This window comes from Amycolatopsis sp. YIM 10, assembly GCF_009429145.1.
Lineage (GTDB): Bacteria > Actinomycetota > Actinomycetes > Mycobacteriales > Pseudonocardiaceae > Amycolatopsis.
Genome location: NZ_CP045480.1, coordinates 8,761,435 through 8,779,477 on the forward strand (window position 1 = coordinate 8,761,435; position 18,043 = coordinate 8,779,477).

Annotated in this window: 17 protein-coding genes; 4 read left to right on the forward strand and 13 right to left on the reverse strand. The window is 71.9% G+C overall.

Annotated elements, in window-relative coordinates:
• The 3 genes from YIM_RS40530 to YIM_RS40540 are packed head-to-tail and all read left to right on the forward strand — an operon-like array spanning position 1 to position 2,289.
• Positions 1-1,320: an FAD-dependent oxidoreductase gene (locus tag YIM_RS40530; RefSeq protein ID WP_228004326.1), complete on the forward strand. Its 1,320-nt coding sequence runs from the start codon at positions 1-3 to the stop codon at positions 1,318-1,320.
• Positions 1,313-1,735 carry a DUF6187 family protein gene (locus YIM_RS40535; RefSeq protein ID WP_153035405.1) on the forward strand — a complete coding sequence of 141 codons (423 nt, stop codon included), beginning with the start codon at positions 1,313-1,315 and terminating at the stop codon, positions 1,733-1,735. The genes YIM_RS40530 and YIM_RS40535 overlap by 8 nt, the downstream gene beginning before the upstream one ends.
• Positions 1,736-1,746: 11 nt before the next feature.
• Positions 1,747-2,289 (forward strand): carboxymuconolactone decarboxylase family protein, encoded by a 543-nt coding sequence (locus tag YIM_RS40540; protein ID WP_153035406.1) that lies wholly within the window; start codon positions 1,747-1,749, stop codon positions 2,287-2,289.
• 63 nt (positions 2,290-2,352) lie between these two features.
• Here the strand turns inward: YIM_RS40540 and YIM_RS40545 are convergent, their stop codons facing one another.
• The 3 genes from YIM_RS40545 to YIM_RS40555 form a co-directional block, all read right to left on the reverse strand.
• Positions 2,353-3,747 carry a S9 family peptidase gene (locus YIM_RS40545; RefSeq protein ID WP_228004327.1) on the reverse strand — a complete coding sequence of 465 codons (1,395 nt, stop codon included), beginning with the start codon at positions 3,745-3,747 and terminating at the stop codon, positions 2,353-2,355.
• A 62-nt stretch (positions 3,748-3,809) separates the two neighbouring features.
• Complete coding sequence (locus YIM_RS40550) at positions 3,810-4,316, reverse strand: SRPBCC family protein (protein ID WP_153035407.1); 507 nt, start codon at positions 4,314-4,316, stop codon at positions 3,810-3,812.
• The gene (locus tag YIM_RS40555) at positions 4,313-4,633 is read right to left on the reverse strand and encodes a helix-turn-helix transcriptional regulator (RefSeq protein WP_153035408.1); all 321 of its coding nucleotides are present in this window, start codon (positions 4,631-4,633) and stop codon (positions 4,313-4,315) included. The genes YIM_RS40550 and YIM_RS40555 overlap by 4 nt, the downstream gene beginning before the upstream one ends.
• Positions 4,634-4,696: 63 nt before the next feature.
• Between YIM_RS40555 and YIM_RS40560 the strand changes: the two genes are divergently transcribed.
• Positions 4,697-5,731, forward strand: a complete 1,035-nt coding sequence (locus YIM_RS40560) for a DNA polymerase IV (protein ID WP_153035409.1) — start codon at positions 4,697-4,699, stop codon at positions 5,729-5,731.
• 24 nt (positions 5,732-5,755) lie between these two features.
• Here the strand turns inward: YIM_RS40560 and YIM_RS40565 are convergent, their stop codons facing one another.
• From YIM_RS40565 to YIM_RS40610, 10 genes are all read right to left on the reverse strand, one after another.
• On the reverse strand, positions 5,756-6,664 hold the full coding sequence (locus YIM_RS40565) for an LLM class flavin-dependent oxidoreductase (protein ID WP_153035410.1): 909 nt from the start codon (positions 6,662-6,664) through the stop codon (positions 5,756-5,758).
• Between the two features lie 40 nt (positions 6,665-6,704).
• A complete protein-coding gene (locus tag YIM_RS40570; RefSeq protein ID WP_194239911.1) occupies positions 6,705-7,175 on the reverse strand; it encodes a MarR family winged helix-turn-helix transcriptional regulator in 471 nt (156 codons plus the stop codon).
• Between the two features lie 20 nt (positions 7,176-7,195).
• A complete protein-coding gene (locus YIM_RS40575) occupies positions 7,196-7,360 on the reverse strand; it encodes a hypothetical protein (RefSeq protein WP_153035411.1) in 165 nt (54 codons plus the stop codon).
• A gap of 95 nt (positions 7,361-7,455) precedes the next feature.
• Positions 7,456-7,659, reverse strand: coding sequence for an acyl-CoA carboxylase subunit epsilon (locus tag YIM_RS40580; protein ID WP_153035412.1), 204 nt, complete (start codon positions 7,657-7,659; stop codon positions 7,456-7,458).
• Entirely contained in the window at positions 7,656-9,188 is a 1,533-nt protein-coding gene (locus YIM_RS40585) for an acyl-CoA carboxylase subunit beta (RefSeq protein WP_153037559.1), read from the reverse strand. The genes YIM_RS40580 and YIM_RS40585 overlap by 4 nt, the downstream gene beginning before the upstream one ends.
• A 209-nt stretch (positions 9,189-9,397) precedes the next feature.
• A complete protein-coding gene (locus YIM_RS40590; RefSeq protein ID WP_228004328.1) occupies positions 9,398-9,634 on the reverse strand; it encodes a DUF6222 family protein in 237 nt (78 codons plus the stop codon).
• Positions 9,631-10,704 (reverse strand): NAD-dependent epimerase/dehydratase family protein, encoded by a 1,074-nt coding sequence (locus YIM_RS40595; RefSeq protein WP_370468916.1) that lies wholly within the window; start codon positions 10,702-10,704, stop codon positions 9,631-9,633. Before YIM_RS40595 ends, YIM_RS40590 begins: the two co-directional genes overlap by 4 nt.
• Positions 10,685-11,158 carry a flavin reductase family protein gene (locus YIM_RS40600; RefSeq protein ID WP_153037562.1) on the reverse strand — a complete coding sequence of 158 codons (474 nt, stop codon included), beginning with the start codon at positions 11,156-11,158 and terminating at the stop codon, positions 10,685-10,687. The genes YIM_RS40595 and YIM_RS40600 overlap by 20 nt, the downstream gene beginning before the upstream one ends.
• A gap of 143 nt (positions 11,159-11,301) precedes the next feature.
• Entirely contained in the window at positions 11,302-11,802 is a 501-nt protein-coding gene (locus YIM_RS40605) for a thioesterase family protein (protein ID WP_113696476.1), read from the reverse strand.
• A 2-nt stretch (positions 11,803-11,804) separates the two neighbouring features.
• Positions 11,805-17,654 (reverse strand): type I polyketide synthase, encoded by a 5,850-nt coding sequence (locus tag YIM_RS40610; RefSeq protein WP_153035413.1) that lies wholly within the window; start codon positions 17,652-17,654, stop codon positions 11,805-11,807.
• Positions 17,655-18,043 lie beyond the last annotated feature (389 nt).

The window sequence follows — 18,043 nt, forward strand, 5'->3', positions numbered from 1 at the left end:
GTGCCGACCGTGTTCGTCCCGGAGCCCCACCTCCTGGACTCCCCGCGCGGCCGTGACTGGCCGTTCCCCGCCGCTCTCGGCGGTGCGGCGAGGCTCGACGAGCCCCCTCGCACCGCCGACGCGGTGATCGTCGGCGCCGGCCCGGCCGGCCTGGCGGTCGCCGCCGCACTCTGGCACCACGGAGTGCGCGACCTCGTCCTGTTCGATCGCGGGACCCGCCCGTGCGGCCGGTTCTTCGACCGGGTGGACACCCTCGGCCAGCGCGTGCTGCGCTCCCCCTACGAGCACCACCCCGGCGCGGAGGGTTACCGCGACTGCGAACTGCTGGACTTCGCGCGGCTGAACTGGGCGCGGCTGACCCCGGTGGAACGCCGTGAGGTCCGGATGGCGCAGGCCGGGCACCGGTCGGTGGTCCCGGTCGACGTGTTCGAGGCCTACTGCGCCCAGGTCGCCTCGACCCACCGGGTGACCGAGCGGACCTGGCAGGCCAACGTGCACGAGGTGCTGCCGGGCAAGAACTCGGTCACCGTGCGGGCGGGCGAGCACGAGGTGTCGGCGCGGTTCGTGGTGCTGTGCACCGGCGAAGAGCGGCGTCAGGCACCCGCCGGCTGGTGGCCCGGCCGCGAAACTCCGGAGGGTGTCCGGTACTGGGACGAACGGGCGTCCGAAGGAGCCGATGAGCTGATCGTGGTGGGTGCCGGTTTGTCGGCCGCGCACCTGGTCGCGAACGGGCTCGCCGGGGGCGCCAAGGTGCACTGGGTGTTCCGGGAGACCGGCGAGCGGTACCAGTGCGCGGACGTGAACTCGTCGTTCTTCCGCCCGGAGGGCCGCAACCGGTTCGACAGCGTGAACTGGGAGGACCGGCTCGGGCTGATGCGCACGTTCCGCCGCGCGTCGGTGATGTTCGAGTTCCGGCCGGGACTGGAGCGGGCGGAGGCCGATGGCAGGCTGGTCGTGCACCGCGGGCAGCAGGTCACCGGCGTCGGCACCGGCGAGGTCCGGCTGGCCGACGGCTCGGCGGTGCACGGCGACCACATCGCGCTGGCGCTGGGCACGGTGCCGTGGATCGGGGACCAGCTGCTGCCCGAGGAGGTCGTCGGCGAGCGCAACGGCTGGCCGGACCTCGACGAGCGGTCGCTGGCCTACTGCCGGGCGCCGCGGGTGTTCGCGGTCGGCGCGGCGGCGGGCATGGCGCTCGGCCCGGCGGCACGCAACATCGACGGCCACCGGGTGGCCACCGCGCGTGTCGCGGCGGCCGTGGCGCACGGCGTGCAGCGCGGTGAACCGCTGCTGACGGCGAAGGCGGTCGCCAGTGTCTAGCCCGCGCGACACCCTGTTCTCGCTGCCCGCGGTGGACGGTTCGGCGTCGGCGGAGGTCGGCGTGATCCTGATGGGGCTCGACGCCCGGCGGCTGCTCGCCGGGCTCGGGCTCGCGTCCCTGTTCGACGATCCCGGCCAGGTCACCCTGGCGGTGGACCACGCCAGGCACGACGCGCCGCTGCGGTTCTCGCTCGACGCGCTCGTGGCCGCCGGCACCACCCGCTGGCTCGCCGCACGCGACGCGCTCGCGTCCGCCGGCGGCCCCGCCCCGGACTCGGCTTCGCTGCGGCTCGCCTGGGAACAGACCCTGCGCCTGCTCGGCGACTGCGACCTCGACCCGGCCGGTCCGTCCACAGTGGCCTATCTCGCGGCCTGCTGGCTGCGTCGCGAGGAAATCGACCGACACTCTCCCTAGGGGATTCTCCGATGTCTTTCCTGAAGTCATTGGGCACGGACTCTGCGCTGCTTTCGGTGTTCCGGAAGTTCCCGGCCACCGCGCGACCGTTGCTCGATTACCATGAATTGGTGATGCGTGCTCCTTCACCGTTTTCGGCGGGTGAGCGTGAATTGATCGCCGCTTATGTTTCGGGTATCAACGGCTGCGATTACTGCCATGGTGTGCACACGGTGACCGCCGAGCAGTTCGGGGTGCCGGAGGGCCTGCTGGTCGCGGCCCTGTCTGACCTCGACAGCTCACCGGTGGACGCGAAGATGAAGCCGGTACTGGCCTATGTCGGTAAGCTGACGCGCACCCCGGCACGCATGACCGAGGCGGACGCGGACGCCGTGTACGCCGCGGGCTGGGACGAAACCGCCCTGCACGACGCGGTGCTGGTGTGCGCGTTGTTCAACTTCATGAACCGGATGGTCGAAGGCCTGGGCGTGGAAGCGTCCCCGGACTACTTCGGCGTCTCCGGCAAACGCCTGGCGGACGGCGGCTACACCGGCCTGGCCACCCTGCTGGACTGAGCACACCACACGAATGCGGCTTTCGGGATATTCCGCCCGAAAGCCGCATTCGTGTCTTCGGGGTCAGCGCGAGGGCCGCTGCAACGCCGCGGGCGAGTGCGGCACGAACGAAGGCGGCAGCACGGCATCCGCGAAGTCACCGAAGTTCGTCACCACGTGGTACTCCGGCCCGAACGAATTCGCCGCGGCGTTCAGGGCAGCGGGCGAGGTGTCCGGCCAGCGACCCGTCTCCACCCGCGTGAACATGGTCCGCAGGCTCACGATCTCCTCGGCCCCGCTGAACGCGCAGTGGTTGCCCCGCGCCGAAAACACCTGGCGCAACTGGTCCGTGTTGCCCCGAGCGGCGACCTGCGACGCGTACCAGTGCTCCTGGTCCGTCGAAGCCCCACCGTCACCGGTGTTGTGCAGCGTCAGCACGGGCGCCGGTGTGATGCCGTGCGGGATCGCGTACCGGTACATGTACCCCGTCGCCGAGGCGTCCGGAGCGATCCGCGGCTCGGCGGCGAGGCGCGCCAGGTCGTCCCGCACGTCCAAGCCCGCCGCTCGGTACGCCTCCTCGACCAGCCCGCGCTGGCTCGACCGCGCCAGCTGGAGCCCGTAGTCGACGCCGACGTTCCAAGCCGGGTTACCGCCCGCGCGTCGTTCCAGGTCGGCCCGGCCCGCCGGGCCCAGCGCCGATGACGAACCCTGCGCCCAGCCCGCCTGCTGCTTGATCCGCTCGACCAGTTCGGCGGGCGGCGCGTGGTGCGCGTGCTTCCACGGTGGCAGGTTGCCGAACGCACCGGCCAGCGTGAGCCGCGCTCGACCCTCCGGAGTGGACAGTGCTCGCTCGACCGCGGCCAGCAGCGCCTGGGTGCTGGCCGCCGGGTCGTCCGCGAGCACCAGGTCGATGTCCTCCCCCGGCGCGAGCAGCGTGCGGATCGCGAAGGTGACGTCCAGCGACATGTTGTACGGCGCCAGGTGGTCGATGTCCGCGCAGGTGGCCACCACGCCCGAGATCCGCCGCGGGTTGCGTTCGGCCAGCAGCACCGCGATGCCGCCGCCCATCGACATTCCACTCGCGACGGTCCGCCGCGGCTTGCCGACGTTGCGCTCGAACCAGTCCAGTACGGCGATCTGGTCGCGCAACGCCGGTTCCACCGCGAAGCCGAACCGGCCTTGGTAGTCCGAGGCCGCCAGCGCGTGACCGTTGGCCAGCAACCAGTTCTCGGTCTCCTTGCGGTTCGCCAGCCAGACCTCCGGCGGGATCGGCAGCCCGTCGCTGAAGTAGGCGTGGCTGTACAGCACGAGCGTGCCGTTCCAGCGCTCCGGGGTTTCCACCCGGAAGGCCGCGCCGCCGATCACCCCGGTGTGGGTCTGCCGCCCGGCCGCGGTCGCGGGGGTGGCGGTGAGCAGGCCGGCGAGCAGGACCACCACCAGCATCACGGCCCCGCCCCACCTCCTCGAGCGCAGGTCCATGGGCTCCGTCCTCGCAGGTCAACGGTGGCCGGGACACCGAATCCGCCCCGGCCGCCGTGGGTTCACCCGGCCAGCGGCGCCCCGGTCTCCACCAGCGACTTGAGGTCGCTGAGCACGAAGGCCCAGCCACCACCGGCGCCGAGGTGTTCCAGTCCGCCGTTGACCATGTCGGCCAGCTTCGGCGCGCCGCTGAGCTCGTGGGTCACGGTCAGCTTGCAGACGCCGTCCAAACTAGGATCAATCTGCCACGTCAGGCGGGTGAACCCTTCTTCCTTCATGCCCTGGTCCATGCACATCCGCCAGGTCTGCACCAGCTTGCGCGGCGGGTCGGCCTCGACCACCTCGCCGTCGACGGCGACGTCGCCGAGGTCCGGGTCGTAGGCCTTCATCTCGTCCGAGGTGAAGGCCTCGTACTTGCCGCCGGGACGCAGGTCGTACTTCGCGCGGGCGCCGTAGCCGTACTTGCCGTTCCACTCCGGCGAGGTGATCGCCTCCCAGATCCGCTCCGGGGTCGCCTTGATGTAGACGCGGTGGATCTGCGTGGTCTCGGTCGCGGTGGTGGTGGTCATCGCTTGTCCTCCAGCTCGATCTTGAGTTCGGCGAGCGCGCTGACGCCGCGCTCGGCGTACCGGCTGATCCACCGGTCGTGGATCAGCCGGATCGGTACCGGGTTCAGGAAGTGCGGCTTCACCCGCCCGACCCGGTGCGCGACGAGAAGGTCCGCGGCTTCGAGCACCCACAGGTGCTTCGCCACCCCGAACCGCGTCATGTCCAGCTCGGCGGCCAGCTCGGTGAGGGTACGGCCGTCCCCGGCGAGCAGCAGGTCGAGCAGGAACCGCCGGGCCGGGTCGGCCAGGGCCCGGAACACGCGGTCGTCGTCGGTCACCGGCTCAGGTTATGTGACCAAAAGGTCACATGTCAACCCCGCTCCGGCGTGCACACTGGGCTGATGCCGGAAAGCTGGGTCCTGCACGTGGATCTCGACCAGTTCATCGCCGCGGTGGAGGTCGCGCGGCATCCCGAGCTGCGCGGGCGGCCGGTGGTGGTCGGCGGCAACGGCGACCCGGCCGAGCGCGCGGTGGTGGCGACCGCCTCCTACGAGGCGCGCGCCTTCGGCATCGACTCGGGCATGCCGCTGCGGCTGGCCGCCAAGCGCTGCCCCGACGCGGTGTTCCTGCCGACCGACGCGCCGGCCTACGAGGAGGTCTCCGAACGCGTTTTCGCCGCCGTGCGGGAGTTCCCGGTGGTGGTCGAGGTGATGGGCTGGGACGAGGGCTTCATCGGCGCCGAGACCGACGACCCCGAGGAGCTGGCCGGCCGTGTCCGCGCGGCGATCGCCGAGCGCACCGGGCTGTCCTCTTCGGTCGGCATCGGGGACAACAAGCTGCGCGCCAAGCTCGCCACCGGCTTCGCCAAACCGGCCGGTGTCTTCCGGCTCACCGCGGCGAACTGGGCCGAGGTGATGCACGAGCGCCCGACCGAGGCGCTCTGGGGCATCGGCCGCAAGACGGCGAAGAAGCTGGCCGAACTCGAGGTGTCCACAGTGGCCGACCTGGCCGCGGCGGACCCGAAGGTGCTGGCCGCGCGCTTCGGCCCGACGATGGGGCCGTGGTACCGGATCCTGGCGTTGGGCGTCGGCGACACCGAGGTGACCAGCACGCCGTGGGTGGCGCGCTCGCGCAGCCGGGAAACCACCTTCCAGCAGAACCTCACCGATCCGGGTGAACTCGCCGAGGAGATCCGGAAGCTCGCGGCCCGGGTCACCCAGGACGTGCTGGCCGAAGGGCGCCCGGCCGTGCGGGTCGCGGTGAAGGTGCGGTTCGCCCCGTTCATCACCCAGACCCGCAGCCGGACGCTGGCCGCCCCCACCACCGACGGCGCCGAACTGGAACAGGCGGCCCTGGAGGTGTTCGGCCGCTTCGAAGTGCGGCGACCGGTGCGACTGCTGGGCGTGCGCGCCGAATTCACCCCACCGGATGACTGATGACCTCGGCGAACGGGGCCGCGATCAGACAGCGGCTTCCGCGGCCACTGCCTCTCGCACCGCCGGAGCGACTTCGGCGGCCCAGCGGCCCAGCGTGAGCGAGTCCGGCGAGCCGCCGGTCGGGCTGAACAGGGTGAAGCCCGAAGCGCCGTGGTCCAGGACCGCGCCGGTCAGTTCCTCGGCCCACTGCTCCGGCGAGCCGCCGAGCCAGCGGCCCTCGCTGTCGCGCGTGGCGGCCAGCGGCTCCGCGGTGATCCGGCCGGGCAGGTTGTAGTACGTGCGGATCTCGCGCGGGTCGCGTCCGGCCGACGCCGCCGCCTCGTCGATCACCGGCCGCGATTCCCGGTACCGCTTGCTGAGCCAGTCCGCCGCGTGGCCGGGGATCCAGCCGTCGGCCACCCGGCCGGTGGCGGCGAGCGACTTCCGGCCGACCGAACCGGTCCACACCGGCGGCGCGGCCACCGGCGCCGGCTCGATCTCCCGCACCCGGTAGTGGCGGCCTTCGTGGGTGACCGCGGGCCCGCCACCGGCGAGCTTCCTGATCAGCGTGATGCCCTCCTCGAAGGCGTCCACGGCGTCACCCGGCGAAAGCGGCGCCACGCCGAGGTCCGCGATCCGGTCCCAGAGCCCGCCCGCGCCCATGCCGAGCACGAGCCGCCCCTCCGACAGCGCGGCCAGCGAGGTCACCGTGCGCGCGAGCATCGGCGCGGGCCGCGTCGGCAGGTTGGTGACGTTGACCAGCCCGGAGATCCGCGCGGTGCGGCCGAGCGCGAACCCGACCGTGGCGTAGGCGTCCAGCCGCGCGCCGAGGTACGGGTGATCGCTCATCGAGAAGTGGTCGAGCCCGTCGCGGTCGGCCTGCTCGACGCTGCCCAGCAGGGTCGCGCGCTCGGCGACGTCGTGCACGGTGCCGAAGCCGAATTGCACGTCCATGAGTACCCCCAGAAGATTTGAGTTCGCACTACGAACCATATTAGTTCGTGTCGCGAACTGCAACCTCCAGAAAGATCTCCGGCACCTCGTTGTCCCGCACCACCCGGCCGAGCAGCTCGCCCAGCGCGTCCCGCTCGGCGGCGCCGAGCCCGTCGGTGAGCCGCTCGACACGACGGCAGGTTTCGGCGTAGAACTCCGCGGCCAGCACCGCGCCGTCCTCGGTCAGCGCGACGCGGACCGCGCGCGTGTCGGCCGGATCGGGTTCGCGCCTGGTCAGCCCGTTGCGCTCGCTGCGATCGACCAGCCCGGTCAGGCTGGACTTGGCCAGGCCGAGCATCGCGCCCAGCTCGCTCATCCCGCGCGGGCCACCCATCAGCACGCAGAGCAACTGGCCCTGTTGCGGGGTGACCCCGTGCTCCCGCCCCGACTCGGCGTACACCGCGTTCACCAGGAAGGCCGAGCGCACCAGCCCGGCCACCACCCCGATCGTGCCGTCCCCAAGCTCGCCCATGCGGCGAGCCTAACGAGGAGTCAGTTGTAACCCAGCACGATCGGGCCTTCGACGTACTCGCGGTTCTGCCGCGGCGGCGGCACCACGGACGCCTCGGCCACCGGGTCGACGCCGAAGGCCTCCTCGATGAGGTCCGGTGCCAGCGTGGTGGCGACCGGGCTCTCCTCGTGGTTCGAGTGCTCCATCAGCGGACCTCCGTAGCCGAACTGCGCCTGCCTGTCCAAGTGTGCCCCAGATCACTAAATTCCGACTGTCGCGCGACTCGAACCGGAGGGATTCCCTAAGAATTCCACGCTCCCGGGGCATGCTGGGCCGGAAATCCCAGCGAGTGGGACCGATCGGCCCAGCCGCTCCGGGGCGCGGGGACCACCGGCGCCGCGGGCTCGGCGGCCAGCAGCGCGGCGAGCACCACGGTGACCGCGGCCAGTTCGAAGTCGTCCGGCTCGCCGCGGACCACCCGCACCAATGGCTCCCCGCCGGTCACAACGGCACGTTCCCGTGCTTGCGGCGAGGCCGCTCGGCCCGCTTGTCCCGCAGCATGGCCAGCCCGCGGGCGATCGCCGCCCTGGTGTCAACCGGGTCGATCACGTCGTCGACCAGGCCGCGCTCGGCGGCGTAGGCCGGGTCGAGGAACTCCTCGGTGTAGGCCTCGATCAGCTCCTGGCGCAGCGGCTCCGGATCCGCCTCGGCCGCCAGCTCCTTGCGGAAGAGCACGTTGACCGCGCCCTCCGCGCCGAGCACGGCGATCTCGTTGGTCGGCCACGCCAGCGACAGGTCGCAGCCGATGGACCGCGAGTCCATCACGATGTACGCGCCGCCGTAGGCCTTGCGCAGCACCACCTGGATCCGCGGCACGGTCGCCTCGCAGTAGGCGTAGAGCAGCTTCGCGCCGTGCCGGATCACGCCGTTGTGCTCCTGTTCGGTGCCCGGCAGGAAGCCGGGCACGTCGACCAGGGTGATCAGCGGGATGTTGAACGCGTCGCAGAACCGGACGAAGCGCGCGGCCTTCTGCGAGGCCTCCCGGTCCAGCACGCCGGCCAGCACCATCGGCTGGTTGCCGACCACACCGACCAGCTCGCCGTCGATCCGCCCGAACGCGCAGACCACGTTGCGCGCCCACAGCTCGTGGATCTCGAAGAAGTCTTCGTCGTCGACGACCTCGGCGATCACCTCGCGGATGTCGTAGGGCTGGTTGGGCTCCACCGGCACGATCTCGGCCAGCCGCGGGCGCACCTCCTGCCCGGCGCCGCTGCCGACCGTGCGGGGTGCCGGTTCGAGGTTGTTGCGCGGCAGCATCGACACCAGGTAACGCACGTCGGCGAGGCAGCTCTCCTCGTCGTCGTGCACCACCGCGGCCGAGCCGGACAGCTCGCCGTGCACGTCGGCGCCGCCCAGTTCGTCGTGGCTGACCCGCTCGCCGCTGACCACCTCGACCACGTCCGGCCCGGTCAGGTACATCCGGGCGGTGTCGCGGACCATGAAGGTGAAGTCGGCCAGTGCCGGCGAGTAGGCCGCGCCACCGGCGCACGGCCCGAGGATCACGCTGATCTGCGGGATCACCCCGGACGCGGCCGCGTGCCTGCGGAAGATGCCGCCGTAGCCGTGCAGGGCTTCGACGCCCTCCTGGATCCGGGCGCCGCCGCTGTCGTTCAGCCCGATCAGCGGGGACCCGGTGGCCAGCGCCAGGTCCATCACCTTGTGGATCTTCGCCGCGTGTGCCTGCCCGAGCGAGCCGCCGAACAGGGCGAAGTCCTGCGAGTAGACAAAGACCCGACGGCCCTCGATGGTGCCGGAACCGGCCACCACGCCGTCGGTGAACGGCCGGTTGTCCCCCAGCTTCGGTCCGCTCAGCTGGTGCCTGCGGTACAGCTCGACCTCGGTGAACGAGTCCTCGTCCAGCAGCAGCGCGAGCCGCTCGCGCGCGGTCAGCTTGCCGAGCTTGTGCTGTCGTTCCGGCTGGCCTTCGACGATCTTGGCGCGCTGCTCGCCGAGCTTCTCGCGCAGGCCGTCCATGGTGCGCGAGGCCGCGTAGTCCCGGCCGCGCTCGCGGACGGAGCGCTGGCGCCCATTCGGCGTGCGACCCCGGCGGCCTTCTTCGGTGCGGTGGCGCGGGAAGGGCACAACGACGTCGTCACCCCCCACGGCGCGCTCGGGCGCCGCGGGCCCGGCGGGAGCCGCCGGGCCGCGGTCGAACGCGTAGGCGTTGGCGTCCGTCCGTTCGCTCACGCCGCCCTCCTGGCCTCTCGTTCGGCGTGGTCGGCCTCCATCTGGGCGACCAGGTCGCTCCACCGCAGTCCCCGGCCCAGCCGCGGCACCGAGGGGTAGGGCGGGCCGCTCAGCCAACGGGGGTCCGGCGCGTCGTGCGCGTCCGCGGCGGCGGGCGGCTCGGCCCGGCCGAACAGCGGGATCGGCTGGTTGGTCTCCTGCTCGGCCTGCTGGGGAACGGATTCGGCGCTCATCGGACAGCCCTTCCTGCTAACAACGGAATCGGCACCGGCGTGCCGAGCACACCGGCCTGCCGATCGGACAGAAAACCGGCGCGGTGCAACCACCGCACCGTGTCGGTCAGGGTCGCGGCCAGCGGCCGCGGGCTCAGCTGGAGCGATCTTGTTGCGGCCGGATCGACCCGCGCGTCGCACGCGCAGGCGTAGATCGCGCCGTACTCCGCCGGGATCCGCCACGGCCAGCACCGCTGGGCGAGGTCGGCCAGCCTGCCGACCGGCACCAGCGCGGCCGGTGGCAGGAACAGCGCGGGCAGCGCGCGGCCGGTCACCGCGCGCACCGCCGCCACGTAGTCGCGTGTGGACACTGCGCGCCCCGGGCCGAAAACCCGGTTGGGGCCGGGGTTTTCCACCACGAGCGCGTGCAGCTCGGCGGTGTCGCGGACGTCCCCCATCGGCAGTCCGCCACGCGGCCAGAACGGCATCAGCCCGCGCAACACGTTGCGCAGCCTGGCGTTCTGGTCGCCGAGCTTCGGATCATGCGGGCCGAGCATGGCCGGCGGATAACTGATCACCACCGGCACGCCTTCGGCCTGGTGCCGCCGCGCGACGACCTCCGCGGCGGCCTTGGTCGCCATGTACGTCTCGCGCGGACGTCCGACCGGCGAGTCCGGCCCCAATGCCGCCGAAGACGGGAACAGCGCGGCGACACTGGAAACGTGCACGATGCGGCCGACGCCCGCTCGCCGCGCCGCGCCCAGCACGACCTCGGTGCCGCGTTCGTTGACCGCGCGCATCACCGCGTGCCGGCGGCTGTCGAAGGAGTAGACCGCGGCCGCGTGCAGCACCGCGTCGGCACCGCGGACCGCGGCGGCCACCGCGGCCTCGTCGGTGACGTCGCCGGCCACCACGTCGACCGCACCCGGGTCCACGCCCAGCGGTTCCAGCGCGGGACCGGCCGAAGCCGGGTCCCGCGCCAGCAACCGGACGCGGTGCCCGCGGGCGACGATCGCCGCGACCGAGTGGGCACCGGCGAAACCGGTGCCACCCGTCACGGTGACCAGCAACTCAGGCGGTGGCGCGGACATCCGGACCGACCTGGTGGTAGTCGCCGCCGAAGAAGGTCAGCGCGTGCGGGCCGGTGCCCCGCTTCGAGCTGACCACGTTGCCGAGGAAGATCGAGTGGTCCCCGCCCTCGTAGACCTCGGCGAGATTGCACTCGACCCAGGCCAGCGATCCGGACAGCAGCGGGGAACCGGTGTGCGGGCCGGGGAACCAGTCGACCGCGTCGAACTGGGCCAGCCCGCGCGGACGCCGCCAGTCGGCGAAGTACCGCGCCATCTCCTGCTGCTCGGCGCCGAGAATGGACACCGCGAACGCCTTCGCCGACAGGATCGCGTCGTGCATCCTGGCCGCGCGGGACACGCAGCACAGCACCATCGGCGGATCCAGCGACACCGAGCTGAACGCGTTGGCGGTCATCCCGTGCCCCCGCTCGCCACCGGCGGTGATCACCGTGATTCCGGTGGCGAACTGGGACATGACCTCACGCAGCGTGGTCGGCGTGGACAACCGCTTGCGGCGCTGCGACGGCAGCACCGACAGCGATTTCAGCGGAGCCACCGGAGCCGGCCGGGCGGCCTGCTCCGTCGACTCGCCCGCTGCCTGCACGGTTTCCGACACGGTCAGACCCCCTTGCTCCTGGCCGCCGCCGTTTCCTTGACGGCAGCCGCGGCTTTCGGACCTTCGGCGTAGGGCGCGAGCGCCTCGCGCAACTGCTCCGGCACCCGCGACGGCACGGTGTTCGTGTTCGGGCCGCGCATGCAGGCGATCCGCTGGCGGCCACGGGCCACCAGGTTCTCCTGCCCGCCGGTGATCTGGACGTAGTCGAAGCTGAACTGGATCTGGGTCTGGGTCAGCTCCTCCAGCCGCATCCGGATGGACAGCTCGTCGAACGCGGTGATCTCGGAGAAGAACTCGCACTCGACCTTGAGCGTGAACAGCTTCAGGTCGTCGCGGACGTCCTCGAGCACCGCGGGCGCCTTCTCCTTGAGGAACATCTCCCGGCACCGGCCCTGCCAGCGCAGGTAGTTGACGTAGTAGACGTTCCCGACGAGGTTGGTCTCCTCGAACCCGACCGTGTGGCGGATCTCGTAGTAGCCCGGCGTGCTTGGCGTGCCTGACATGGTCAGCTTTCCTCTCCCTCGAGTACCGCGAAGACCACGGGGTCCGGCCGGTCTTCGATCGTGGTGGCCCAGGTCGCGATGCGGGCCTCGCCGCTGGACAGCAGCGCCCACCCGTCGGGGTGCACCTGCTGCACGGTCAGCGCCTGGGTCATCTCGCCGGTCTTGCGGATGCACTCCAGCGCGCTCCACACCCGGGTGCTCGCCGCCGCCACGGAGTCGCCGGTTTCGGCGGCGAGCAGGTCGCGGACCGCCAGCAGCTCACTGCCGAGCAGGCCGGCCCAGTCCTCGTCGGTGCGCTCGACCACGGTTTCCACGTCGCAGGTGAGCTGCCCGAACCCGGCCACCGCGAGGGTCAGCCGCGAGCTGTGCGAAGCGGAGATCTCGAAACCGTCGGTCTCCGGCTTGCCGTCCGGGCGGTACTGCACCTCGGCGGGACGGCCGATCGCCCTGGACAGCGCCAGCTTCGTCTGCGCCCGCCGTTCCGGGGTGGCGCCGACGTCCACACCGAGGGGATCGGGCTCCACCACCACCGCGCGGGTGCCGCCGAGCACGCGCTCACACGCCCGCTCGAGGTAGGAACCCAGCATCGACGGCGTCCACGGGCCCGCCCCGTCGCGCTTGCGGACCGCCCGCAGCGACAGGCCTTCCCAGCGCTCCACCAGATCGCCACCCGGCTCGCGGATGTCGAGGTCGTAGACGTAGGTGTCACCGTCCTGCGACCGCTCCCTGGCGTCGAGCACCACGTACTCCACGTCCTGGTCGGCGGGGTCGGCCAGGTACAGCCGCTCGATGCCCTGCGGCAGCAGCGTCGCGTCCGGGACGCAGCACTGGATCGCGTGCATCATCGTGTCGCGGGTGCCCGGGTCGGCCAGCAGCTTCTGCTGCGGCAGGAAGGGCGCGAACCACGAGTGGGCGGAGTCGGTGGACACCTCGGCCACCGCGTGCCGGGCGCTCGCCCGCCGGTAGCCGGTCAGCTTCTGGAACCGCTTGCCCTGGAACAGGACCGTGCCGTACAGCTCGGTGATCGGGTCGACCGGGACCGGCGGCAGCGGGTTGTTCAGGTCGGCGAAGGCACCCGGCTGGGCGCCCAGGTCCGGGCGGGGGAAGCGCAGGCGGGCCCGGAAGTGGTCGGCGCTGAACCCGGTGTCCTCACTGCGGATCACCACGTCGACGGTCTCCCCGCTGCGGGCGAGCGCGGCCAGCCGGATGGTGGTCGAGCCGCCCGGCGAGACCACGATCGGCCGCAGGAACTCGACGTTCTCCAGCATCGGCGGGCCGTTCTGCCCGGTGACCGCGGCGGCCACCTGGGTCATCGCCTCCATGCCGATCACCGCGGGGAAGAGCAGGTCACCGTCGAGCAGGTGGTCGGCCAGGTACGGGTCGCTGCCCGCGGACAGGTCGGCCTCGGTGATCAGCTCGACGCCCGGGTAGTGCACCACCGCGCGGTCGACGAACCGGGTCAGCGGCAGTTCCTGGCGCTCCACCGGCAGGGTGGCCAGGCCACCGGTCCGGCCGCAGACCACCAGCACCGGCGGCGAGTCCGGGTCGGCCAGCACCTGGCGCAGCATCTCGATGCCGTTCTCGGTGGGGATCGGCGTGATGCCGTCACGCATCAGGGCGCCGACCACGCCGAGCTTCTCGCCCATGCCGGCCCCGGACCAGACCGACCACTCCAGCGCGAGCACCTTGGCGTTCGGGTGCTCCTGGCCGAAGCGCACGGTCAGCTCGGTCATCCAGTCGTTCGCGGTGGCGTAGTGCGCCTCACCGCGGAGACCGGCGCGGCCGATGATGCTGCCGAAGGTGACCAGCAGCTTGATCTTGTCCTCGTCGACCGCGGCGAGCACCGCCTTGAGGCCGTCGATCTTCGGCGAGAGGGTCTTGCGGAAGGTGTCCTCGGTGAGGCTGAACAACGCGCTCGGCTCGTTGCGGCCGGCACCGTGCAGGATCGCCGTGACCGCACCGAGTTCGCCCTGCATCCGGTCCACCGCGTCCTTGATCTGCGCCGCGGAGGTGACGTCGGCGGACTCGTAGCGGAAGTCGATGCCCGCCGCGGTCATCCGGTCCAGGTTCTCGGCCAGTTCGGTGTCGGACTCGGGCAGGCTGCGGCCGAGCAGCGCCAGCTTCGCGCCGGACTCCTTGGCGATGGCCAGCGCGCTCTCCGCGGTGATGCCCTTGCCACCACCGGTGACCAGCAGCACGTCCCCGGCGGACAGCGGCGACGGGCCGGGGTCCTCCGGCGGCGCGGGCAGCGGCTTGAGCACCGGCACCCAGCGGTTGCCGCCGGCGTCGTAGCGGGCCTCGGCGAAGTCGATGGTCGAGGCGACCTCGCTGACCACGAAGCCCATCGCCTCCTCGACGGCCAGCGGGTTGGTGGCCGCGGCGTCGGGCAGGTCGACGATCGTGGTGCGGATCGAGGGGTCCTCCAGGCGCAGCGTCTTGGCCAGCCCGGAGGCGCCGAGTCCCTGCTGCACCAGCACGAAGCGGGTACCGGTCGGCGCGCCCATCACCGCGCGGCCGGCGTCGAGGAACAGTCCGACGTGGCTTTCGTCGGCGTCCGGCGGCAGGCAGAGCAGGACACCGTCACCGATGCCCGCGGCGGCCAGCGCCGAGCGCAGCGGCTCGGCCAGCGGGTGGTCCTCCGGCGAGAACACCGTCCAGTCGGCGGTGGTGCCGCCGGACCCGATGTCGGCGAAGGGGCGCGGGGCCCGCACGTACTGCACCGCGAACGGCCGCACCCAGGGAGCGACACCGGGGACCTCGCCCTTGGGGGCGTCGTTGTCCGAGCGCTGCGCGGTCTCGGCCAGCTCGTCGATCATCTCGGCCAGCTCGCCGAGGCAGACGGTGGCGAAGTTCGGCATGCCCTCCAGCGGCGGGCGGCCGAGCGCGCGGGTCACGTCGTTGACGATCTGGCCGACGGTGATCGAGGACAGGTGCAGGTCGTCCAGCGGGTGCGTGTCCGCGGTGACCGTCTCCAGCGGCAGTTCCACCCGCTCGGCCGCGAGCTTGCGCAGCAGGTCGAGGGTGCTGCTGGCCGGGTCGGCCTCGGTGGCGGCACCGGCCTGCGCGGCCGCGGCCGCCTTGGTCTCGGCGCTCTGCTGGCTGCGGAGCAGCTCCAGGTCGATCGACGGCGCGGCCTCGCAGGGGCTTTCCAGGAAGGACATCTCGCCGTCCAGCGGCAGCGGCCGGACCGCGCGACCGGCGAACAGCGCCGCGGTGTCCAGCGCCGCGCCGAGCGCGAAGGCCGCGCCGGCCACGCCGAGCACCGCCGAGAGCGAACCGCTGTCGGTGTCCACCGAGAGCACCGGGGTGTCCGGCGCGATTTCGCTGAACAGCCCGGCGAGCACGCGCCCGGGGCCGACCTCGACCACCAGGTCGCTGCGCTCGGCGGCCTTCGCGGCGGCCTCGCGGAAGCGGACCGGTTGCACGATCTGGTCGCGCAGCAGTTCGGCCAGGTTCTCGGCGGCGTGCAGCACGTCGCCGGTCACCGTGGAGATCACCGGGCGGGTGAGCCGCTCGAAGCCGAAACCGTCGAGCTGCTCGGTCATCGCCACCGCGGCCGGCTCGACCAGCGGCGAGTGGAAGGCGTGCGAAACGTTGATGCGGGTGGCGGTGACGCCCTGGGCGCGGGCCTTCTCGCAGACCCGGTCGATCGCGTCGGCCGGTCCGGAAAGGACGGTCTGGCGAGGGGCGTTGTACCCGGCGATGACCACGTCCTCGCCCTCGGCGAAGCGCTCGGCCTGGTTGGGCTCGGCCTGCAGACCGGCCATCGCGCCGCCGCCGTCGCTGGCCGAGGCCATCACCTTGCCGCGGATCCCGGCCAGGCGCAGCACCTGCTGCTCGTCCATCGCGCCGCCCCAGTGCAGGGCGGTCAGCTCACCGAGGCTGTGCCCCACCGCGGTGTCGGCCTCGATGCCGAGCCCGCGCAGCACCCGCAGCGCGGCCAGCGAGCCGGTGACGATCCTGGGCTGGGCCACCTCGGTGGCCACCTGGTCGCCGTCGGTGGGCAGCCCGGCCTGGGTGAAGATCTCCTCGGCCGCGGTGAAGCGGCGGCGGATCGCGCCGACCGCGCCGCGGCCGGAACCCTGGCCGGGGAACAGGTAGGCGATCTTCGGCGTGGCGTTGCGGTTGCCCGCGTAGATGCCCTCCGAAGCGCTGAAGATGGTGGTTTCGCCACCGTCGAGGCGGCCGCGCAGCCGGTCGAGCTTGCGCGCGGCGTCCTCGGGATTGGTGGCCACGATCGCGGCGCGGGCGGCGCCGCCGGACAGCTCACCGGCCAGCGTGCCCGCCAGGTCGGTCAGCTCGGCCATGGACAGCTTCGCCGCGACCGGGACCAGGTCGGCGACGCGGTCGCGCAGCTGGGTCAGGTCCTCGGCGTCGAGCAGCAGCAGCTCGGCGTCCTGGCGGCCGGTGACCAGCGCGCGGGTGCGCTCGTCGAGGTCCTCGCGGCGCTCGATGTCCGGGCCCTGCTCGACGGTGACGTGCGAGTTGATGCCACCGAAGCCCATCGCCGAGACACCGGCGCGGATTTCCTTGCCCGCCGGGAAAAGCCCGGCTTCACGCGGCACGTACATGGTGGCGTCGTCGGCGGTGAGCAGCGGGTGCGGCTCGTTCTGCCCGGTGCCCGGCGGGATCACCTGGTGGTAGACCGCCAGCGTCGCCTTGATCAGCCCGGCGATACCGGCCGCGGCCTTGGTGTGGCCGAAGTTGCCCTTGATGGTGCCGAGCGCGGCCTTCTCCGCGTCGGGCGCGGCGTCGCGGCGGGCGCCGGACAGCGCGATGATCTCGGTTTCGTCGCCGAGCGCGGTACCGGTGCCGTGGCCCTCGAAGTAGGACACGCTCTCGACGCCGTACCCGGCGCGGTTGTAGGCGCGGGTCAGGGCGAGGCGGTGACCGGCGGCTTCGGGCCGGGTGATGCCGCCCTTGCCGTCGGAGGAAACGCCCCAGCCGGCCAGCGTCGCGTAGATGCGGGCGCCGCGGGCGATCGCGTCCTCCTCGCGCATCAGCACGACCATGCCGGAGCCCTCGCCGGGCCAGAACCCGTTGGAGTCGGCGTCGTAGACCTTCATCTCGCCGGTGGCCAGCGCGCCGGTCTTGGCGAAGCCGATCACCTCGAACGGGTCGATCGAGAGGTCGACGCCACCGGCGAGCGCCACGTCCACGTCGTGCTCGACGAGCGCGTTGGCCGCGGTCACGATGGACAGCAGCGAGGACGAGCAGGCACCGTCCACAGTGAACCCGCCGCCGCCGAGGTCGAAGTAGTTGCAGATGCGCCCGGCGATGGTGTTGGCCAGGCCACCGGCCAGGGTGTCCTCGTTGATCTCGGGGAACGGCGCCTTGTACTGGACCTCCAGCTCACCGAGGAAGGTGGCGATGTCCTCTTCGCCCCAGCCCTTCTCGGCCAGCGCGGCGGCGACCGTGCGGCGGACGTACGGCCACCGCAGGCGCATGATGTTCGCCCGGGAGAACTCACCGGTGAGGCTGTTGCCCAGCACCACGCCGGTGCTCAGCTTGGGCAGGCCCTCGCCGTCGGGGAACCCGGCGTCGGCCAGCGCCCTGGCGGCCACGTCCAGCGCCAGCCAGTGCGTCATGTCGGTGGTGCGGAAGGTGCTGCCCGCGACCTTGTACTTGACCCGGTCGAACTCGAAGTCCCGCAGCACCGCGGCCTTCTCCGCGTAGAACCGGTCCGGCGCTTCGGGATCCGGCGAGTAGTAGTCCTCGCGGTTCATCCGCTCGTCGGGTAGCCGGCGGAATGCTCGCCGCCCCGCCAGCACGTTCTCCCAGAGCTCGTCCGGAGAACTGGCGTCGGGGTAGCTGAGACCGATGCCGACAATCGAAATCCGCTCAACACTCACGCCGCACTCCCCATCAGTCCTTTTTCGTCTCACCGCGAGGTTCACACGATCGGGTTCCAGCATGCAGGGCGGGTTCGGCGGCGTCTTCTCCCATTGTGCCCAGCGCCACGCGGCCTTCGCGCAGGTCAGCGGTACTCGAGCGAGCTTCTTCCGGTATCGGCTATGCGATCTTCACGCACCGGCCGGGAATCGCTCAGGCGAACCGCGAGTGAATCACCGGGTGCCACCGGCGGTCAATCTTCACGCCATTGCGCGGCAATACCGGAGAATTGCCCCTCTTCTCGATTGCCCCATTGCTCCGAATGGCGCGAATGGGCCTTCACCAGCACGTTTTCCCTCCGTAGCATCCGCAGCGAGGAGCCCCGCCGGCTTTCCGGTGGCCTTTGGCA